15 protein-coding genes are annotated in these 19419 nt (G+C 59.5%); 4 read left to right on the forward strand and 11 right to left on the reverse strand.

All coding sequences use genetic code 11. The features are described 5' to 3' along the window. Nucleotides 1–16 precede the first annotated feature (16 nt). The 8 genes from ACW55A_RS06165 to ACW55A_RS06200 form a co-directional block, all read right to left on the reverse strand. On the reverse strand, nt 17–832 hold the full coding sequence (locus ACW55A_RS06165; RefSeq protein ID WP_498810660.1) for a class II aldolase/adducin family protein: 816 nt from the start codon (nt 830–832) through the stop codon (nt 17–19). A gap of 573 nt (nt 833–1405) precedes the next feature. Continuing rightward, nucleotides 1406–3808 (reverse strand): TonB-dependent receptor plug domain-containing protein, encoded by a 2403-nt coding sequence (locus ACW55A_RS06170; protein WP_024661348.1) that lies wholly within the window; start codon nt 3806–3808, stop codon nt 1406–1408. Nucleotides 3809–4089: 281 nt separating this feature from the next. Beyond that, entirely contained in the window at nt 4090–4491 is a 402-nt protein-coding gene (locus tag ACW55A_RS06175; protein WP_044308364.1) for an ExbD/TolR family protein, read from the reverse strand. A 1-nt stretch (nt 4492) separates the two neighbouring features. Further along, nucleotides 4493–5221, reverse strand: a complete 729-nt coding sequence (locus tag ACW55A_RS06180; RefSeq protein WP_054081809.1) for a MotA/TolQ/ExbB proton channel family protein — start codon at nt 5219–5221, stop codon at nt 4493–4495. Nucleotides 5222–5351: 130 nt separating this feature from the next. Then, nucleotides 5352–6185, reverse strand: coding sequence for an energy transducer TonB (locus ACW55A_RS06185; RefSeq protein ID WP_455807670.1), 834 nt, complete (start codon nt 6183–6185; stop codon nt 5352–5354). A gap of 393 nt (nt 6186–6578) precedes the next feature. After that, nucleotides 6579–7067, reverse strand: a complete 489-nt coding sequence (locus ACW55A_RS06190) for a copper chaperone PCu(A)C (protein ID WP_164989047.1) — start codon at nt 7065–7067, stop codon at nt 6579–6581. After that, a complete protein-coding gene (locus tag ACW55A_RS06195; RefSeq protein ID WP_003367246.1) occupies nt 7067–7672 on the reverse strand; it encodes an SCO family protein in 606 nt (201 codons plus the stop codon). The genes ACW55A_RS06190 and ACW55A_RS06195 overlap by 1 nt, the downstream gene beginning before the upstream one ends. 98 nt (nt 7673–7770) lie before the next feature. Continuing rightward, entirely contained in the window at nt 7771–8049 is a 279-nt protein-coding gene (locus ACW55A_RS06200; RefSeq protein ID WP_455807671.1) for a hypothetical protein, read from the reverse strand. A gap of 13 nt (nt 8050–8062) precedes the next feature. Between ACW55A_RS06200 and ACW55A_RS06205 the strand changes: the two genes are divergently transcribed. After that, nucleotides 8063–10561 (forward strand): TonB-dependent receptor plug domain-containing protein, encoded by a 2499-nt coding sequence (locus ACW55A_RS06205; RefSeq protein WP_498810659.1) that lies wholly within the window; start codon nt 8063–8065, stop codon nt 10559–10561. A 17-nt stretch (nt 10562–10578) separates the two neighbouring features. Here the strand turns inward: ACW55A_RS06205 and ACW55A_RS06210 are convergent, their stop codons facing one another. After that, the gene (locus ACW55A_RS06210) at nt 10579–11133 is read right to left on the reverse strand and encodes a TetR/AcrR family transcriptional regulator (protein WP_003367243.1); all 555 of its coding nucleotides are present in this window, start codon (nt 11131–11133) and stop codon (nt 10579–10581) included. Nucleotides 11134–11312: 179 nt separating this feature from the next. Here ACW55A_RS06210 and ACW55A_RS06215 point away from each other — a divergent pair, with 179 nt between their 5' ends. Beyond that, nucleotides 11313–12473, forward strand: coding sequence for an efflux RND transporter periplasmic adaptor subunit (locus ACW55A_RS06215; protein ID WP_455807673.1), 1161 nt, complete (start codon nt 11313–11315; stop codon nt 12471–12473). Between the two features lie 33 nt (nt 12474–12506). Further along, entirely contained in the window at nt 12507–15650 is a 3144-nt protein-coding gene (locus tag ACW55A_RS06220) for a multidrug efflux RND transporter permease subunit (RefSeq protein ID WP_498810658.1), read from the forward strand. A 21-nt stretch (nt 15651–15671) separates the two neighbouring features. Here ACW55A_RS06220 and ACW55A_RS06225 read toward each other — a convergent pair whose 3' ends face one another. Beyond that, a complete protein-coding gene (locus ACW55A_RS06225; RefSeq protein WP_044308358.1) occupies nt 15672–17264 on the reverse strand; it encodes a sensor domain-containing diguanylate cyclase in 1593 nt (530 codons plus the stop codon). 319 nt (nt 17265–17583) lie between these two features. After that, nucleotides 17584–18684 (reverse strand): dimethylsulfone monooxygenase SfnG, encoded by a 1101-nt coding sequence (sfnG, locus tag ACW55A_RS06230; RefSeq protein WP_455807675.1) that lies wholly within the window; start codon nt 18682–18684, stop codon nt 17584–17586. Between the two features lie 323 nt (nt 18685–19007). Here sfnG and ACW55A_RS06235 point away from each other — a divergent pair, with 323 nt between their 5' ends. After that, on the forward strand, nt 19008–19343 hold the full coding sequence (locus ACW55A_RS06235) for a hypothetical protein (RefSeq protein WP_003367230.1): 336 nt from the start codon (nt 19008–19010) through the stop codon (nt 19341–19343). The last annotated feature ends 76 nt before the right edge of the window (nt 19344–19419 follow it).

Consider the following 19419-nt stretch of genomic DNA (forward strand, 5'->3'; position numbering starts at 1 on the left):
TCACTGCGTTGCAGGCTCAGGTCTTGTAGTCGGTGTCGTTACGCTCCAGCTCGCGAATCAGGGCATTCCAGTGCCGTGGGACACCCGGCGCATGCCCGTCCTTGATGGCCTTTGCCTGCTGCTCCACCCTGGCAATGACCTCGCGCGGCGGGAACACCAGTTCGGCGTTACCCGCCGACTGCGCTGCAATCTGAATATTGCAGGCGTACTCGAGGGCATGAAGCTGCTGGAACGCATGCTCGACACTCACCCCGCCGGTCAGCAACCCATGGTTGCGCAGGATCATCACGCTTTTGTCACCCAGGTCGGCAACCAGCCGTTCGCGTTCACTCAAGTCCAGCGCAATGCCTTCATAGCCGTGGTAAGCCACCCGGCCGGAGAAGGCAATCGAGTGCTGAGAGATAGGCAGCAGCCCGTCCTTTTGGGCCGACACGGCTATACCGTCACGGGTGTGGGTGTGCAGCACCGCTTGCAGGTCGTGGCGTGCAGCATGAATGGCGCTGTGTATCACGTAACCGGCGTAGTTGATACCCAGCCCGGTGGGGTCATCGACAATAGTCCCGTCAATATCGACCTTGACCAGGTTGGACGCGGTGATTTCATCGAACAGCAGCCCGAACGCGTTGATCAGAAAGTGCTCGTCGGGGCCCGGCACGCGTGCCGAGAAATGCGTATAGATATGATCGGTCCAGCGCTTGAGCGCCGCCAGCCGATAGGCCGCCGCCAGCTTGACCCGGACTTCCCATTCCTCCGGCGACACTCTGTCGCGCACGCTGCCGCTACCCGACGGCGTCGTACCTGAGTGGGCTGGCAAAGCGCTGACGTTGCTCATGGTATTGCTCCTGGATGACTGCTGACTGATCAGCAAGACTAGGCGCATGGGGATTCAATTAAAAATCACATTTACTTCTAAGCTAATTATAAAAAATGAGAATATTAAAGCCTGTCCTGCTACCGGGTTTGCCTGTGTCCACGAGGGTCTATTAATGTTCCTAAAGGGTATTTAAATAAATTTTTATATAGCGATATGCTCCAGCATTTGCCCCCCCCCATGGAGCATCGCATGTCCAATACCGCAAGATTTCTGCTCCGTATCAGTCGCGTCACACAGTGGTTTTTTGATGTCAGGTAGATTGGGGTTCGACTCAGGTCAGCTTTTCGCCCCTCGGTGAGTCACTTTGATGGGGCCAAAGTGACCAAAGCCCCTGGCTCCGTTTCCGGCCCGACTTCGTCGGGTTCCTTCGCCCTGACGCTGACGTCGCACTCTGCGTCGTCAGTGCCATCGTGGTTGAAAAGCGCTTTCGTTTATGTGCAGTGCCCAGGAGCAAGGCATAGCGTCGTGTTGCAGCATCACGAGCTTTATGCAAACGCAACGTATTGGAACGACAGTCAGCGGCAAATCGCGCTACCAGTTATACGTCACCTTGCCGTAGTAATAAGCGCCGCTGTACCCGTAGGGAGAGAATGTGCTGTAGGCCAGGTTGCCGCCGCTGGAGGAGAAGTCGTTGAGCTTTTCCGGGTATTTGTCGGTGACGTTGTCGCCGCCCAGGGTGAAGACCCAGCTCTTGAGTTTGTAGTCGACCGCCAGGTCCAGCAGCCAGGCGGCGCTGAAGGTCTGGTCGTTGACCTTGTCGGCCTGATAGCTGGTGAACTCGCCGTAGCGGACCAGGTTGGAGTGCAGCGCCCAGTTGCCGAGCGTCAGGTCATTGCCCAGTGTCAGTTTGTGTTGTGGCGTGGTGTCACCCAGCAAACCGATGCGCTCCCTGCGATCTACCCGCACCAGATTCACTCCCAACTGATCGAGAATCGCCGGGTTGGCCTTCACGTCGGTGACTTTGGTGTGGTTGTAGTTGTAACCCACCGTGCTGTTCCAGCGCACACCGTTGTCGAACTGGTAGCGGTAATTGGCGACCAGATCGACGCCATCGGTGCTGGTGTCCGTGGCGTTGGTGAAATAGCGGGCACTGGTGTAGTTGATATCGCCTACGCCATTACTGCGCAGGTAATTGATGGCGGTGTTATTGAGCACCAGATTGGAGGACAGCGAGATACGGTCCTGAATGTCGATGCGGTAGACGTCGGCAGTCACGGTCAGGCTGTCCAGCGGCTGGAGTACCAGGCCCAGGCTGTAGTTGCGGGACTTTTCCGGCTTGAGGTCTTCGGCACCCAACAGTTGTGCAACGTTACTGCCGGCCGGAAACGTGCCCGCTTCCTGGATGGTGTTGCCAATCAGTTGCGACGACGTGAAGGTAAAGTTCTGTTGCGCCAGCGAAGGCGCGCGGAAGCCTGTCGATACGCTGCCTCGCAAGGCCACCTGCGGAGTGAAATCGTAGCGCGCTGACAGCGAACCGCTGACATTGGACCCGAAATCGCTGTAGTCCTCGTGGCGGACGGCAGCCGACACACCGAGCTTTTCGGTCAGATTGGTTTCCAGGTCCAGGTACTGTGCGAAGTTATGCCGCGAGTAACTGCCTGCATCCGCCGAGCGGAAACCGCCCAGCCCGGAACTGCCGGTCTGGAAATACGACTCCGCCTGCCCTGCCTCGATCTGATAGCCCTGACGCAGGTATTCCGCGCCAAACGCAACCGATACCGGATAAGGCAACCACGCTGCATTGAATTCTCTGGAAAGGTCGAGGCTCAGTTGCTTCTGATCATTGGTCAGCGTGCCGTTGTAGAAGGAACGCGGCGTGTTCAGTCCCAATGAGGTGTTGATGGTTTTGGTGCGCAGCTCATAAGCGTTTTTGCCATAGTTGGCGGACACGTCGTAGTGCCAGTCATACGCCAGCTCTCCCCGCAGGCCAGCGACCAGCGAGGTGTCTTCGAGCGTGCCGTTGATCAGCGGCAGATAGCCGTTGGGATAAATCGCCGCAATGTTATTTGAAGCATTGCTCGGCCGATAGAACGCGGCGGTTTCGCCACGCCGCTTGCTGTAGCCCCCGAAACTGTAGAACTCCGCCGCGTCATTGAAGCTGTATTCAGCGTTGTACTGCAGCTTGCCCTCATGCGTCTGCGGCTCACCCTGGCGGAACACCTGCTGACCGTAAGTGGTGGACCCGATACTGGACGCTCGAAAGTCGTCACCGGCGCGGTTGGTGTAGTCGTTGTTGACCCCTTCACCGGAAAGGTTGAACGCGCCATTGTCGCCCAAGGCAAAACCGGTATTGCCCGACACCTGACGCTGGATACCGTCGCCCTTCTTGTATTGGCCGTACTGGCTGGAAATCGACCCGCCATGGTCCGCGCTCTTGAGAATGATGTTGATCACCCCGGCGATGGCGTCGGACCCGTAACGTGCCGACGCACCGTCGCGCAGGACTTCGATATGGTCGATGGCCGACAGCGGAATGGCATTCAGGTCGGCAGGTGCCGAACCACGTCCGACCGCCCCGCCCAGATTGACGAAAGCAGATGTGTGGCGGCGCTTGCCATTGACCAGCACCAGCACTTGATCCGGCGACAGGCCGCGCAGTTGCGCCGGACGCGTCAGCTCCGCACCGTCCACCAGGCTCGGCCGGGGGAAATTGATCGAAGGGATCAAACGTGCCAGCACGGTACCCAGTTCGCTGGAGCCGGAACTGCGCAGGCTGTCACCGGATATCACATCGATGGGCGAAAGAGAGGCGCTGGCGGTACGCTCCTGCGCACGGGTGCCGGTGACGATCACTGTACCCAGGGTGGACGCGCCCTGAGTGTTTTGCTCATCTGTCGCTTCTGCGCCGAATGCACTTGCACTGATGCCCGTGACGCTCAGCAAATTGGCTGAAAAAATCGCCGAGGCCACTACACTGCGTTTGAAATACCCCATACCACTACCCCTTGAAAATCCCTGATCCAGAAACTCTGCCCTGGTTACAACGAGCGATCCGTGCGGCGGACGGTGGCGATCATTACGGTGTCTGATTGATGTTCCGGTGGCCCGATGCGTTATAGCTTAATGAACCTGATTTAAATATTTAAATATCAATAACGAATAAGCATCTGCATTTGTGTAAGTACTGAAAAATGCCTGCGATGCAGACAAAAAAAGGCCGTACCTGCCTGAGGATGCGGCCCAAAACCGTTGAAGCTGTAGGTGGTATAAATCTGTTACCTGGCAGTGATCACCGACAATTTGGTAATCCCGGCACGCTCGATGGAGGCCATGGCGCGCGCGACTTCCCCGTAGTTGACGCCATTGTCCGCCTGCAATTGCACGCGTACGTCAGGCGCCTTTTCCTTGGCCGCCTTCAGGTTGGTTTCCAGCAAGTCCGGCTGGATTTCGTCCTTGTTGATGAACAGCTTGCCCTGCCCGTCGATACTCACCACCAATGGGTCTTTCTGCTCCACCGGCGCGACCGAGTCGGTCTTGGGCAGGTTGATCGGGATTGAGTTGGTCAACAGCGGCGCGGTGACGATGAACACCACCAGCAGCACCAGCATCACGTCTACCAGCGGCGTGACATTGATCTCGCTCAGCACTTCATCGGTGTCTTGTGTGGAAAAAGCCATCTCAGGAGGCCTCCTTCACGTTCTGCCCGACGTGCGCGCCCGCAGTGCCCGACTTCAATACCGGATGCAGCAGCACACGGAAGGCGCTCTTCTGCGCCAGGCTGTAGAAGTCATGGGCGAAGTCATCCAGATCGGCAGCGGTCAGTTTCAGGCGTCGCAGAAAGTAGTTGTAGACCAGCACTGCAGGCACTGCGACGGCAATGCCGACGCCGGTTGCCACCAGCGCCGCGCCGATCGGCCCGGCTACCGTTTCCAGGCTTGCCGAACCGGCCGCACTGATGCCCTTGAGGGCTGACATGATGCCCCAGACCGTACCGAACAAACCGATGAAAGGCGAAGTGCTGCCGATGCTGGCGAGGATGGCCAGACCGGTTTCCAGCGAGCGCCGCTCGCGGACGATCTGCTGACGCAAGGCGCGCTCAAGGCGGTCCTGATGGTTGATGGACTGACTGAGGTCATTGGCCTGCGCGCCATCCGGCACCTGAATGGCGGCGTAACCGGCCAGGGCGACCCGAGCGGCAGCGCCCGGTTGCTCCTGGGCCAGTTGAGCGGCGGAATCCAGGCTCGATGCGGCCCAGAACTGTTTGTGGAACTTGCGATCCTGAGACTTAAGGCGCGAAAACTGCACGCCCTTGAGCAGGGCCAGGCCCCAGGTAGCGACGGAAAAAATGACCAGCAGCCAGATGACCGCGTGTTCGATGGATTCAAAAGGCGAAGCAATCAGGTTCATGGCGCAGCTCTCTCTGAACAAAGTCTGAACAAGGCATGGAGTGTGTCGCGATGCGCCTTTGGTTCAGGTAGCTCGCCAGGTCAATCGAATAGCCGGGTTTGGTCTTGAAACGTTATTTGATCTTGAATCCTTATTTGATCCTGAAATCAATGGGCACGCTGACCCAGCCATCCTGGGCTACATCGCCCTGCCTGGCCGGAACGAAACTCCAGCGTTTCACCGCCGCCAGCGCGGCATCGTCAAGCTGGTCGCGACCACTGCTCTTCTGTATCTGAATCTCGCCGGGCTTGCCGCTGGCCAATACATGTACGCGCAACAGCACAGTGCCTTCCCAACCGCGACGCATGGCCAGCGATGGGTATTCCGGGGCCGGGTTGCGCAGGTAGCCCGCGCTGGCCGAGGCCGGGGTTACCGGCTTTGGTGCCGGCGGAGCGGGTGGCGCAGGCGCAGCGACAGGAGCTGCAGGCACCGGAGGCGCGGGTGGCTGCTCAACCGGCTTGGCTACTGGTTTCACGACCGGCTTGACCACCGGTTTGGACGGTTGTGGCTTGGGCTTGGGAATCGGTTTTGGCGGTGGTGGCTTGACGGCCAGTTCGTCCTCGACCGGAGGCGGCGGTTCGACCACCGGCTGCACGACAGGCTCGGGCGGTGGCGGCGGTGTTTCCACAACCGGTGGCGCAGGCTGGGAAAACTCGATGGTCATCGGCGGAATTTCAGGTGGCACCACTGGCAGTGTCGGCGTCGGGTTCTGGCTCAGCCAGTAGATGACTGCGCCATGAAATACCAGCGCCAGCGCACCGAGCAAAATGGCTTCGCGCCGCCCGAGAATGGGCTTGGGGGTGCGTTGCAGCCGCGATAACGCCAGTGGCGCACGGAAAGGACGCCCCAGATCGACCAGGTCGCCACTCGGCGTCTGGCGCCAAGGCACGTCATGTGCACTGGCTGCGGTCTGGACATTGCCCATTGATACACTCCTGCATTTTCATGATAAAAATCCAGGTTCTGTTGGTATCAGTCACCTTCCTCAGGCCGATATGGCGAGGCAATCATCGCCGAAAGAAGCTTGTTCCTGAAAAGAATATTTGGTTCGCCTGTTAGATCCTAAATGCATATAGGAGGCGGACGTTCCGCGTTCGCTTTTGAACGTGCAGTGAGGCACAGAGTTGTGACGCGGAGCGTCACGAAAGGCATTCCCACGCTGGAGCGTGAGGAACGATAGGCGTCATGTAGATCACTCTCTTGCCGGTGCATCGAGCACCCTGTTTGCTGGGGGGCTGTGCCGGCCTCTTCGCGAGCAAGCTCGCTCCCACAAGGCCGGTTTATAACGATGAGTGCCCCGCGTCCGATGCTGCAAGCCTCAATGGCCGCTGTGATCGCCGTGGCTGCTGTGCTCGTCGCTGGTCAGTGACTTGGCGACTGCAGTGACCTGGATCGATTGCTTCGCGCCCTTGGCGTCTTCTACGGTCAGGGTCAGAGGCACCTGATCGCCTTCTTTGACCTGGGCAGCCAGGCCCATGAACATCACGTGGTAGCCGTCGGAATCGAGCATCACCGGTTTGCCGGCCGGCAGGTCGACCGAGTTGACGCGCTGCATGCTCATCACGTCGCCTTTCATGTTCATCTCATGGATCTGCACGGTTTTCGCAACAGGTGAAGCAACGTCGACCAGCTTGCTGTCCGTGTCCGAGGTGATACGCATGAACGCACCCGTGGCGGACTGGCCCGGCACGGTGGCGCGAACCCAGGCATCATCGACGTGTGTTTCGGCCAGGGCCTGAGCGCTCAGGCCCAACAGCGAAAGGCTCAGCAGCAGCGGCTTTGCGACGTTACGAATCAAAACGGTCATCAGCATACTTCCATCAAAGTGAGCAGATCTTCAGTGCATTGTTGAGCGGACAGCCGGTGCGACAACCCCAGGCGCAATACACCGCGGGTGTCGTAGACGTAACTGGTCGCGGTGTGCGAGATCGTGTAGGTGTCACCCAGTGGGACCTTCTCGAAGAATACGCCGAACTCCTTCGCCGTTGCCGCCGTTTCTTCAAGCGTGCCGGACAGTGCGACGAACGTCGGATCGAAGGCCTTCACATAGGCGTCAATCACTTCGGGCGTGTCGCGCTCCGGGTCCAGGGTAATGAACACCACCTGCAGCGTCTTGCCCTCCTCGCCCATCAGCTTCCTGATTTGAGCAGCCCGCGCCAGCGCCGTGGGGCAGATGGCCGGGCACTGGGTGAAACCGAAGAAGATCATCGGCATCAGGCCGCGAAAGCTGGACAGGGTCTTGACGTTGCCTTGCGAATCCTTGAGCCGGAAGTTGCGGCCGACAATCTCGTTGCTCATGTCCTTGCCATGCTTGAACGGCAACGCATTGGAGCTGCCGCAGCCGGTCAACAGGCCAAGGCTCAGCAATGAGAGGCCAGTGACCACCTCGCGGCGTGTCAGATGTTGCGTCATGTCTTGCGTCCCCTGAGGATAAGGCGCGTGGGTTCAGACAAATTCAAAGGCGGCGAATTTACCACTCAAGGACAATGGGGAATACCGCCAATCCTGTATCAAGCCATGAGCAGACGCGCAAACGTCGCGCTCATGGGCTGCCATACGTCGTGCGACAAAACAGCACAGGCGTTGCAACCTTTCCAACAGCCTCCCTTGCAGCGGTCGACACGCAAAGCATTAAATGCAAGTAACGCATCAATATTTAAAATATAATTCCATAAATTAATAATTAGCATATAGCCAAAAGGCCTTTCACAGGTCTGTTTCATAACTCTATATTCGCCAGCAAACCGACCCTTGCCGTGTGGAGGTGCCCAGGATTTTTCAGCATCCAAGGATCACTTCGCTATGGCCTTATTCGCTAATGCCCCTCGTCTTGCCCTGCACAACCCGTTGATCAAAAGCATTGCGCTTGTCGGCCTCGGTCTGATGAATCCGGCTCAGGCTGCCGATGAAGCGACCGACGAGGAGGCACGTCTGGAAAAGGTTACGGTAATTTCCACCGGCATTCGCGGCGCTCAGCGCACGGTGACTGAAAGCCCGGCCCCGATTGATATCGTGACCAGCGATCAGTTACTGAAAACCGGTCGCGCCGACCTGACCGAAGCCATCGCCAAACTGCTGCCCTCCTTCAATTACGGCACCAACGTCGCAGGCTATAACTCGACCATCCGCCCCCTGTCCAACCGCAGTCTGGCACCGGCTTACACGCTGGTGCTGGTCAACGGCAAACGCCGTCACAACAGTGCTCTGCCTGCCAACGGCTCGACCGACAGCAGCGGCGCAAACTCGGTGGACATCGACATGATCCCCATCAGTGCGGTGGAGCGTATCGAGGTCCTCAAGGACAGCGCCGCCGCGCAATACGGCTCGGACGCGATTGCCGGGGTGATCAACGTGATTCTGAAGTCCGGCGCCGAGGGCGGTCATCTGGGGGTGACTTACGGCAAGCTGTACAGCGGCGAAGGCGAAGTGACCAAATTCGAAGGGGACACCGGCTTCGAACTGGGTGACGGCGGCTTTCTGCATCTTTCGGCCGATGCCCGCAAGCGTGGCGATGCCAGCTGGAACGAAAAAGCCACTAATAACGCTTACTTTCCCGGCGACTCTCGAGAGGCGAGCTGGGACCGGGTCGGGGTCAAGAACGGGGATCCGCAGATCAAGGCGTTCAACCTGGCCTACAACGCCGAACTGCCGCTGGATGATCAGACCACACTGTACTCCTACGGCACCTATGGGCAGCGTGACGCCATCATCAACAACTACTTCCGCTACCCCAACGGCAACGCCAACATTCCCGAGTTGTTTGCCGATGGCTATTACCCGTTGAACAATCTGGACGACACCGACTACCAGTATCTGATTGGCGGCAAGGGTGAAGCACTGGGCTGGAACTGGGACCTGAGCACCACGTACGGGCGCAATAACAATCATCAGTACAGCGATAGGACCATCAACCCGTCGCTGGGCCCGGCCTCCCCGACTTCATTCGATGATCTGGCGACCTATCGATTCGAACAGTGGGTCAATAATATCGACATTACCCGCGCATTCGACGGACTGTTTGGCGTACCGCTGCAAGTTTCTGCAGGCCTTGAACATCGCTGGGAGCGTTTCCAGACTTTTTCCGGTGACGCGCAGGCCTATCAGGTCGGCGGCTATCGTTTTCCGGCCACCCTGCCCAACGGTCAGGCCAACCCGCTGGCCGGGCAACTGGCGTCGATTGCCGCCCAGGCCGCAGCGGTCATCTCGCCGCAGGATACGACCAGCCTGCAACGCAACAACTACGCAGCCTACGTCGATTTCGGTATCACCCCGATAGAACCGCTGTTCGTCGATCTGGCCCTGCGCGCCGAGCACTTCGATGATGACTCGGGCAACACGGTCAGCGCCAAGCTCAACTCGCGCTACGAATTCACTGACACCTTCGCCGTGCGCGGCACCGTCGGCACCGGCTTTCGTGCACCTTCACTGACCCAGATCGGCTACAGCATCTCCGACAACAGGGTCGGTGCTGCGCCAGACGGCACCATTATTCCCGCCGTGACGCGCATTGCGCCGGTCAACTCGGAGCTGGCCCAGGCGCTTGGCGCAACCAGCCTGGACCCGGAAAAATCGCGCAACCTGGGGTTTGGCGTGACCTGGCAACCGGCACCTCGCACCAGCCTGACAGCGGACGCCTACTGGATCGAGATTGCCGATCGCATCGCCCGAACCGAAAGCCTGTACGGGCCGGCACTTGCACCGATTCTTGCCGCACAGGGCGTGGACACCAGCACCTGGACCTCGTATTACGCCAATGCCTTCGACACGCGCACGCGCGGCCTGGATATCGTTATCGACCACTCCAGTCAGTACGGCGCATGGGGTGATGTGCGCTGGAGCGCCGGGTTCAATTACAACAAGACCGTCATCACCGACGTCAAGGATGCACCGGCAGCCCTGCAGGAGCTGGGCAGTAACCCCGGTGGCAGCCTGACCTGGGTCGGCCGGGCCCGCGAAGGCGATCTGACTGATGCGCAACCGAAAACCAAATGGGTGCTGGGAGGCAAATGGACGCTGGGGGATTTGGGCGTGAACCTGCAAACCACTCGTTATGGCAAGGTCAAGACGCTCCAGCAACTGGAAAGCGGCGACCGCAGTTTCGGTGCCAAGTGGATCACTGACCTGGATGTGTCCTACACCCTCTACGACAACATCACCCTCAGTGTTGGCGGCACCAATATCTTCGATGTGCGCCCGGACAAAAACGCGATCCCCTCCGCCGTTGGACTCAACCTGTACGGCAACTCACCGTTCTATCCGGGCGGTGGCTTCTGGTACAGCAAGATTGCCTACGATTTCTGACGTCTGCACAGACCTGCCTATCGTGCCGCCGCTCCGTGCAGGAAGAACTGGGTCACCAACGCGCCCATACCGGCGCGTGCCACACGGCCACGGCGTTCGGCGTCGACCATCCCGGAGAGCAGCGCAGCGAACATTTCGGTCAGGACGGCGGCACCGACGTCAATCCGGAACAGGCCTTCACGCTGACCACGCAGGAAAAATGCGTCAAGGGCGTCGGAGTAAGGCAACCAGCGGCGCCCTCCGCTGCTTTCGTCGAGCGAATCCGGACGCCACTGAAACACCAGAAAAACCAGCATTTCGCGATGCATGAGATGATTGTCGACCAGCCGCTGAAGCGCTTCCAGCGGCGGAGCAGTCTGCAGATCGGCGTCGGCGACCATCTGATTCATCAGGTCCGAGGCATGATTGAGCAGCAATTCCACGAGGTTGGCGCGAGTGCCGCAAAAGCGGTTGAGCGTCGCCTTGCTGACGCCGGCCGCCTGAGCAATATCCTTGAGCGTACCGTTGGAGTGGTCGACCAGCGCAACGGCCAGGGCCTTCAGAAATTTGTCGTCAGCAGCAGGTAATTCCATTGGGTACGTATTCAACTCGTATAAGTGGCAGGCGGCGCATTGTGCAGAAACCTTACCGGGTTCTCAAAGCACATACACAATTAGTCACTAAAGGCTCATGTGAGTCAATATTGACTCACCATCTTTCAGAGTGGATCATTCGCGGCTTTAGCATCTGATGGGCTGCGGCCGGGTGAACGATGAGTAGTTTCAGCGATTGGCGTGTGATGCCTGCAGTAGCCCTGCTGGCAGCGTTGGGTCTGGTCGGGTGCGAGCAGAAACAGCAGCAGGATCACGCGGCATCGAAAGCGCCCAAAGAGGTGGAAGCCATTACCGTCAACGCCGAATCGTTCACGGTCGTTGACGAACTGCCCGGCCGTATCGAACCGGTGCGTGTGGCGCAGGTTCGCGCGCGGGTGGCCGGCATCGTGCTGAGCCGCAACTTCGAGGAAGGCGCCGATGTGAAAGCCGGCGCAGTGCTGTTCCAGATCGATCCGGCGCCGTTCAAGGCTGCGCTGTCCAAGGCGCAGGGAGATCTGGCCCGCACTGAAGCCACGCTGTTCGAGACTCAGGCCACGGTCAAACGTTACGAGTCGCTGGTGGAAATTGAAGCGGTCAGCCGCCAGACTTTCGACACCGCCCGCTCTGCACTGCAAAACGCAATCGCCGCTAAAAAGTCGGCTCAGGCTGATGTCGAAACGGCCAGGCTGAACCTGGGCTATGCCACCGTCAAGGCGCCGATTTCAGGCCGCATCGGCCGCGCGATGGTGACCGAGGGCGCGCTGGTCGGTCAGGGCGAAACCACGCTGCTGGCAACCATTCAACAACTCGACCCGGTCTACGCCGACTTTACCCAGCCGGCTGCCGAGGCCTTGCAGATGCGCGCCGCGATACAGGAAGGCCGCTTGCCCAAGGGCGGCGAAGACGCGTTATCACTGAGTGTCGACGGCACCGATTACACGAGCACCGGCACCCTGCTGTTTACCGATGTCGCAGTAGACCGGACCACCGGCCAAGTGTCGTTGCGCGCCCGCTTTGCCAATCCCAAGGGCGTGCTGCTGCCCGGTATGTATGTGCGGGTGCGCACACCGCAGCGCGTCGACAGCAACGCCATTCTTGTCCCGCAGCGCGCCGTTCAGCGCTCCGGCGACGGTGCGGCACGCGTGCTGGTGATTACCCAGGACGGCACGGTCGAAGCGCGTCCGGTCAAAACCGGGGCGATGCAGGATTCGCGCTGGCAGATCACCGAAGGCCTGAAGGCAGACGAACAGGTCATTATCGGCAATATGACCGGGCTCAGCGCCGGCGACAAGGTCGCGCGCAAATCGCCATCCGCCCAACCGCAGGCCAAGGCGCAATAAAGCCGCCTTCAGCGCGACCGAGGATCACTGTCAATGTCTCTCTTCTTTATCAAGCGCCCCAACTTCGCCTGGGTACTTGCCCTGTTCATCCTGCTCGCCGGGTTGATGGCTCTGCCGTCCCTGCCTGTGGCGCAGTACCCGGACGTGGCGCCACCGCAGATCACCATCACCGCCACCTACCCCGGTGCATCCGCGAAGGTGCTGGTCGATTCGGTGACCAGCGTTATCGAGGACGAACTGAACGGCGCCAAAGGGATGCTGTATTACGAGTCGACCAGCAACTCGACCGGCAGCGCGGAAATCAACGTCACGTTCGTGCCGGGCACCAACCCGGACCTGGCTCAGGTCGAAGTCCAGAACCGTATCAAGAAAGCCGAAGCACGCTTGCCGCAGACGGTCCTCAGCCAGGGCCTGCAGGTCGAACAGGCCAGCTCCGGTTTTCTGTTGATCTACACCCTGAACTACAAGGACGGCGCGGCCAACAAGGATACCGTCGCGCTGGCCGACTACGCGGCACGCAACGTCAATAACGAAATCAGCCGGGTGAACGGTGTCGGCAGGCTGCAATTCTTCGCTGCCGAAGCCGCGATGCGGGTATGGATCGATCCGCAGAAGCTGGTGGGCTTCGGGTTGTCCATCGACGACGTGAATGCCGCGATTCGGGCGCAGAACGTGCAGGTTCCGGCAGGCAGCTTCGGCAGCAGCCCGGCCTCGTCACTGCAGGAATTGACGGCCACCCTGGCGGTAAAGGGCACTTTGGACAACCCGGAAGAGTTCGGGCGCATCGTTCTGCGTGCCAACGAAGACGGCTCTGCGGTGCACCTGTCCAATGTGGCGCGTGTAGCGGTCGGCAGCCAGGATTACAGCTTCGAATCACGCCTGAACGGGCAACGTGCCGTCGCCGGTGCCGTACAGCTGTCGCCGGGCGCCAACGCGATCCAGACGGCCAGAGCCGTCGAGCAGCGGCTCACTGAGCTGTCGGTCAATTTCCCGGAAGGCGTCGGGTTTTCGATACCGTACGACACCTCGCGCTTCGTCGACGTGGCCATCGACAAGGTGATCTACACCCTCATCGAAGCCATGATCCTGGTGTTTCTGGTGATGTTCCTGTTTCTGCAGAACATCCGTTACACGCTGATACCGACCATCGTGGTCCCGGTGTGTCTGGCGGGAACGCTGGCGATCATGTACCTGATGGGCTTCTCGGTGAACATGATGACCATGTTCGGCATGGTGCTGGCCATCGGTATTCTGGTCGACGACGCCATTGTGGTCGTGGAAAACGTCGAGCGGATCATGGCTGAAGAAGGCCTCTCTCCCGCCGCCGCAACGGTCAAGGCGATGCAGCAGGTTTCCGGGGCGATTTTCGGCATCACGCTGGTCCTGGCCGCTGTGTTTCTGCCACTGGCGTTCATGGGCGGCTCGGTCGGGGTCATCTACCAGCAGTTCTCGCTGTCGCTGGCCGTGTCGATTCTGTTTTCATGTTTCCTGGCCCTGACGTTCACCCCGGCGCTGTGTGCCACGCTGCTCAAGCCGATCCCGGCCGGGCATCATGAAAAGCGTGGTTTCTTCGGTGGTTTCAATCGCCTGTTCGGCACGTTCACCGACCGTTACGAGCGCGTCAGCTCAAGCATGATCAAGCGCGCCGGCCGCTACATGCTGCTGTACCTCGGTATCGTCGGTCTGCTGGGCTTTTTCTACCTGCGCCTGCCGGAGTCCTTTGTGCCCGTTGAAGATCAGGGCTATCTGATCATCGACGTGCAACTGCCTCCCGGCGCCACCCGGTCGCGTACCGACCTCACCGCGCAATTGCTCGAGAACTACATGCTGTCCCGCGAAGCCACGGGTGCGGTGACCATGCTGCTGGGGTTCAGCTTCTCGGGCATGGGTGAAAACGCCGGTCTTGCGTTCCCGACCCTGAAGGACTGGTCGGAGCGCGGCAAGGGCCAGTCGGCGGCTGAGGAAGCGGCGGCATTCAACCGGCATTTTGCAGGGCTCGGCGACGGCACGGTGATGGCGGTGACGCCACCGCCTATCGACGGCCTGGGCACCTCGGGCGGCTTCTCGCTGCGCCTGCAGGACCGTGCAGGCCTGGGCCGCGAAGCCCTGCTGGCGGCACGCGACAAGCTGCTCGGCGAGGCCAACGGCAACCCGAAGATTCTCTACGCGATGATGGAAGGTCTGGCCGAAGCGCCGCAATTGCGCCTGAACATCGACCGCGAAAAGGCCCGGGCGCTGGGCGTGAGTTTCGAATCGATCAGCAATGCGCTGTCCACCGCCTTCGGTTCCTCGGTGATCAGCGACTTCGCCAATGCCGGACGTCAACAGCGCGTGGTCGTGCAGGCCGAACAAAGTTCGCGAATGACCCCGGAAAGCGTGCTCAAGCTCTACGTACCCAATAGCAGCGGCACGCTGGTGCCGCTGGGCGCCTTCGTTTCGACGCACTGGGAACAAGGCCCGGTGCAGATCGCCCGCTACAACGGCTACCCCGCATTCAGGATTTCCGGTGATGCAGCACCGGGCGTCAGTACCGGTGAGGCCATGGCGGAAATTGAACGGATCGTTTCCGGGCTGCCACAAGGCATCGGTTACGAATGGACTGGCCTCTCCTATCAGGAAAGAGTCGCCAGCGGCCAGGCGATCGGACTGTTCGGCCTGGCGCTGCTGGTGGTGTTCCTGCTGCTGGTCGCGTTGTATGAGAGCTGGGCAATCCCGCTGGTGGTGATGCTGATCGTTCCCGTCGGCGCGCTGGGCTCCGTGCTGGCCGTGACGGCCGTCGGCATGCCCAATGATGTGTATTTCAAAGTCGGCCTGATCACCATCATCGGGCTGGCCGCGAAAAACGCGATTCTCATCGTCGAGTTCGCCAAGGAACTCTGGGATCAGGGCCATTCCCTGCGCGACGCGGCACTTCAGGCTGCACGGCTGCGCTTTCGGCCGATTGTCATGACTTCGCTGGCCTTCATCCTTGGCGTAGTGCCGCTGACCCTGGCCACCGGCGCAGGCGCTGCAAGCCAGCGCGCCATCGGCACTGGCGTCATCGGCGGCATGCTCAGCGCGACGCTGCTGGGCGTGGTTCTGGTGCCTATATTCTTTTTCTGGGTGTTGACCGTGCTGCGCCGCAAACCGCATGCGCAACAGATTGCCGACGATCAGCAACTGACGGAGAAGCGATAGGCAGCAAGCGGCCAGCGGGTATCAATCCCGCTGGCCCGACCTTGGCTCCGTGTCGGCTTGCGCGTCCGTAGAGGACTTGACGCGGGTCCAGGCCGGTAATGTGCCGGTCGCGATTTCCGACGCCACATTCACCCGGTTGCGACCCTGCGACTTGGCGGCATACAACGCGCGGTCGGCAAGCTCAATCAGGCCACGCTGATCGAGTTGGCGATCGGTGCCGACGAATGTCGCGACACCGAGGCTGATCGTCACGATGCCAAACGGGCTGGCGGGATGCTCGATCTGCTCGTCACGGATGGCCTGCAGGATGTTCTCGGCCACCTGGCGAGCGTTCGACTCGTCAGTACCGGGCAACACCACGGCGATCTCTTCACCGCCATAACGGGCGGCAACGTCGCTGGGACGACGAATGAACTGCTCAACCACTCGGGCCAGCGCAATCAGGCATTCGTCACCGGCCAGGTGGCCGTAATGATCGTTGTAGCGTTTGAAATGATCGGCATCGATCAAAATCAGCGACAGCAGGCTGCGCTCGCGTCTGGCGCGCTTGAATTCGACTTCCAGAAACTGATCGAAACGTCTGCGATTGGCCAGCCCGGTCAGCTTGTCTTCGGAGGCAATCAACTCCAGGTGCTGGTTGAGCTGGATCAGGGCTGCCTGTGAATCGAGCAACTGGTCTTCTGCGCGTATGCGGCTGTGAATGTGCCCAATCAGACGAACGCCGAGTCCGATCACCAGTCCGAGCAGCACCAGCATGACCAGAATGGACTGTTTGGTCTGGCCCAGCCAGTCGAGCATGGCTTCTTTCTGACCCAGCGCAACCACGGTGACGATCGGGTAGACATCACTGCGTTTGAACGCATAAAAACGCGCAACACCGTCAATCCTGGAAACGAACTGGGCGGTACCTGACACTCGGCCGCGTTCCGACCTGAAAATGGGCGTCGATGACAGATCGCGACCGATCTCCTGCTCCAGATGGGGATAGCGCACCCGCAACTGCCCGGCGGTCGACGTCAGACTGATAATGCCGGTTTGCCCGACCTTGATGTCCGAATAGAACTTCAACAGGTGGTCGACACCGATGGTGGCGACCATCAGCCCGGCAAAACTCGCGTCGGGATTATTGATGCGTCTGCTGACCGATATGACCCATTCGCCGGAGGCACGGCTGCGAATCGTCGGACCGATGTAAGGGGCTTTGTCAGGCATCTTCAGGTGGTGCTGAAAGAACTCGCGCTGCGCGCTGTTGATGCCGATAACCCTGGGATTGCTCGAGAAGATGCAAATCCCGTCGGCGTTGTACAGCGACACGGTATCGATCTGCGGCAGCGCGCCCATTTCACGCGCAATGACCCACCTGAGACGCTCGATCTGTTCAGGCCCGACGCCGTCCTTTTCGACACGCTCCGTCAGGCCGATCAGCATCAGCTCGCTTTGCTTGAAAATACCATCCGTGTAGGTGCTTAGCGCTCCAGCCAGATTGATCGTGCTGGTCTGGATGTTTTCCAGGGTGTTGCGGCGTGCGGTCCATGCTTGCCAGGCCATCAACATCACCACGCAGGCGCACACTACGAAGATCAGCCATGACGCAAGCCGAAGGTCGCGTTTCAAAACTTGCCTCCACAACAGGTGAGAACCAGTGCATCTGGTTTTTCTGAAAACCGGACCTGATTGCTCAGGGGCCATCGACAATCCTTTCGCTACTAACTGCCATTGTCGGCAAGTGCTCGGCCATACCTGGAAGGCCTGGCATCGATAAAAGCATGCCAGTGAGTGGCATCATAATGCCACGTACAGCTGTCTATGGGTTGATCGGGGATGAACATACGAAAGCAGGCGCACACTGGATCACAGTGGCGCCTGATTTTATGGAGGGCTGTAAACGCGGCCGGCTTACAAGGGCATGGCGGGTTGTCGTTATTGGCGGGGGTCAAGCCGTCTCGGCGACAGGCTTGCGTTGTACAGCGGCTTCCAGTTCGCGTACCAGAGGCAATACGTGCTGGCCGAAATAGGCGACTTCTTCCTGGAAATGCAGGAACGCTGAAAGCACCAGGTCTACGCCAACGGACTTGAGTTCGACGATGCGCTCGGCAATCTGCCGCGGTGTGCCAATCAGGTTGGTCTTGAAGCCATCGTTGTACTGCACCAGATCCTGAAAGGTGGATTTGGCCCAGTTGCCCTCGCCTTCCGGACTGGCCTTGCCAGCCTGCTTCGCAGCATCACCAAAGGCGTTGACGGCTTCCGGATCTGCCTTGTCGACGATTTCGGCCAGCACGGCACGCGCCTCTTCTTCGGTATCCCTGGCAATGATGAAAGCATTCACACCGATCTTCACCGAATGCCCGTTCGCGGCAGCCTTGGCTCGGATGTCATCGACCTGGGCCTTGATGCCTTCGACGGTATTGCCGTTGGTGAAATACCAGTCCGACACCCGCGCCGCCATATCACGTGCGGCCCGCGAGCTGCCGCCCTGAAAGATTTCCGGGTGAGGACGCTGGATCGGCTTGGGCTTGAGGGTGTAATCATGGAAGCGATAGAAATCCCCCTTGAAGGTGAAGTTGTCGGTGGTCCAGATCCCTTTGAGGGCGCGGATGAACTCCTCGGAGCGGCGATAACGTTCATCATGCTCCAGCCAGGGCTCTCCGATAGCCTGAAACTCGCCCTTGAACCAGCCGCTGACAATATTGACCGCCACGCGCCCGGCGGTGAGCTGATCGATGGTCGCCAGTTGCTTGGCGGCCACCGACGGGGTCCATGGCCCGGGCAATATCGCGGCAATGACCTTGAGCTTCTCGGTGGCCGCGAGTAGCGCATGGCTGAAGGCTACGGATTCATGCTGGAATTCGGCGCCATAACCGGCGGTAAAGCGAATTTGCGTCAGCGCGTAGTCGAAACCGGACTGCTCGGCGATCTGCGCCAGCTTGCGGTTGTAGTCGATGGTCCAGCTGGTGCGCTGTTCGATCTTGCTGACTACCAGCCCACCGCTGACGTTGGGTACCCAGTACGAAAATTTTATGGACGATTGGCTCATATCGGTACTCCTCTGGCTGCAAGCTTCCCGAGCGCATTAAGCACAAGGGCCTGCACATCCACAGAGCAGCAACCGTGCCATTCAATAAAACACTGGCATATCAAAGCGTTGCGACAGCTGACTTGCAGCGCCAACTGTCCGTGTCAAGCCAGGGTGTGGAACTGCTGTTGGCGGAGCAACAGCTTTGCGGATTTCCTGACCATGCGCAGGACGTGATTCGCTGAAAGCAAGCCGACGAAAGGCAGCTGGCCCTGCTATCCAGAATCGCATGGCTGGAGTAAATTTTGGATCCAATGAAACCGCATTCATCTGCAGGAGCACCGATGAAATTGCATGCCTGTTTTCTGGCCCTGATGATCCCTGCCCTTTCGGCGCATGCCGAAGGCAAAAGCATATCCATACCTCATGATCCAACCGGCCAGCACGCACTGATAGAGAAAAGCGGCAGCGCAAAGGAACGCGTGGTGATCACCCGGCGTGAAGGCATGCTCGGGGTGATCTACTTCAAGCGGGTCTATAATTGCGCCAACCACACGGTGAACCTGGTCGGCACCGGTTCCACGCTGGAAATCATGGAACAGGCAAAGGCCGTGAGTGGCATGGGACCGGTGATTCGCGACTCCACGGCCGACTACATCGAATCCGAGGCCTGCAGTTGATTCTGACCTGATCAATCCTGCTCCGGCTGAATATGCGACATCCGAAAGCGCCTCCCATGAGGCGCTTTTTTCGTTT

Source organism: Plantibacter cousiniae (nom. nud.) (genome assembly GCF_977070315.1).

Bases quoted from the DNA above. Each gene is read 5' to 3' on its own strand.
- ACW55A_RS06235 (WP_003367230.1), top strand. From the start codon at position 19,008: ATGAAATTGCATGCCTGTTTTCTGGCCCTGATGATCCCTGCCCTTTCG.
- ACW55A_RS06220 (WP_498810658.1), top strand. From the start codon at position 12,507: ATGTCTCTCTTCTTTATCAAGCGCCCCAACTTCGCCTGGGTACTTGCC.
- ACW55A_RS06170 (WP_024661348.1), bottom strand. From the start codon at position 3,808: ATGGGGTATTTCAAACGCAGTGTAGTGGCCTCGGCGATTTTTTCAGCC.
- ACW55A_RS06205 (WP_498810659.1), top strand. From the start codon at position 8,063: ATGGCCTTATTCGCTAATGCCCCTCGTCTTGCCCTGCACAACCCGTTG.
- ACW55A_RS06210 (WP_003367243.1), bottom strand. From the start codon at position 11,133: ATGGAATTACCTGCTGCTGACGACAAATTTCTGAAGGCCCTGGCCGTT.
- ACW55A_RS06185 (WP_455807670.1), bottom strand. From the start codon at position 6,185: ATGGGCAATGTCCAGACCGCAGCCAGTGCACATGACGTGCCTTGGCGC.
- sfnG (WP_455807675.1), bottom strand. From the start codon at position 18,684: ATGAGCCAATCGTCCATAAAATTTTCGTACTGGGTACCCAACGTCAGC.
- ACW55A_RS06190 (WP_164989047.1), bottom strand. From the start codon at position 7,067: ATGACCGTTTTGATTCGTAACGTCGCAAAGCCGCTGCTGCTGAGCCTT.
- ACW55A_RS06215 (WP_455807673.1), top strand. From the start codon at position 11,313: ATGAGTAGTTTCAGCGATTGGCGTGTGATGCCTGCAGTAGCCCTGCTG.
- ACW55A_RS06165 (WP_498810660.1), bottom strand. From the start codon at position 832: ATGAGCAACGTCAGCGCTTTGCCAGCCCACTCAGGTACGACGCCGTCG.
- ACW55A_RS06195 (WP_003367246.1), bottom strand. From the start codon at position 7,672: ATGACGCAACATCTGACACGCCGCGAGGTGGTCACTGGCCTCTCATTG.
- ACW55A_RS06180 (WP_054081809.1), bottom strand. From the start codon at position 5,221: ATGAACCTGATTGCTTCGCCTTTTGAATCCATCGAACACGCGGTCATC.
- ACW55A_RS06175 (WP_044308364.1), bottom strand. From the start codon at position 4,491: ATGGCTTTTTCCACACAAGACACCGATGAAGTGCTGAGCGAGATCAAT.